At 36.8% G+C, this 370-nt stretch carries 2 protein-coding genes; both read right to left on the bottom strand.

Annotated features, from left to right (window positions below; translation table 11 throughout):
- Positions 1-224: response regulator (locus RG959_RS23890; protein ID WP_342799284.1), on the bottom strand; the 224-nt coding region annotated here is incomplete at its 3' end.
- Between the two features lie 25 nt (positions 225-249).
- Positions 250-370 (bottom strand): FliM/FliN family flagellar motor switch protein (locus RG959_RS23895; RefSeq protein ID WP_342799285.1); only part of this gene is annotated, 121 nt, incomplete at its 5' end.

Genomic DNA, 370 nt, shown 5'->3' on the forward strand with positions numbered 1-370 from the left:
CTTGGATGCTTTGCTTTGATTTCCTTTAACGCGGTTATGCCATCTTTTTCGGGCATCGTGATATCCATTGTGACCAAATCAGGTTCTAATTCGTTATATTTTTCAACAGCTTGAACACCATCTTGTGCTTCCCCCACTACGTCAAAACCATTTTTAGTTAAAATATCTTTAATCATCATTCTCATAAAAGCTGCGTCATCTACAATCAAGATGCGTTGTCCCATTTAAAAATCCCCCTTTAGCAAAATGTTATTTAAGTTTGCGTAACCTATCTGACTGGCTTAGGATATCTGTAACCCGTACACCAAAGTTTTCATCAATTACCACTACTTCTCCTCTAGCAATAAGTTTTTCGTTTACTAGAATGTCT

This window comes from Domibacillus sp. 8LH (assembly GCF_038806185.1).
Taxonomy (GTDB): Bacteria; Bacillota; Bacilli; order Bacillales; family Domibacillaceae; genus Domibacillus; species Domibacillus indicus_A.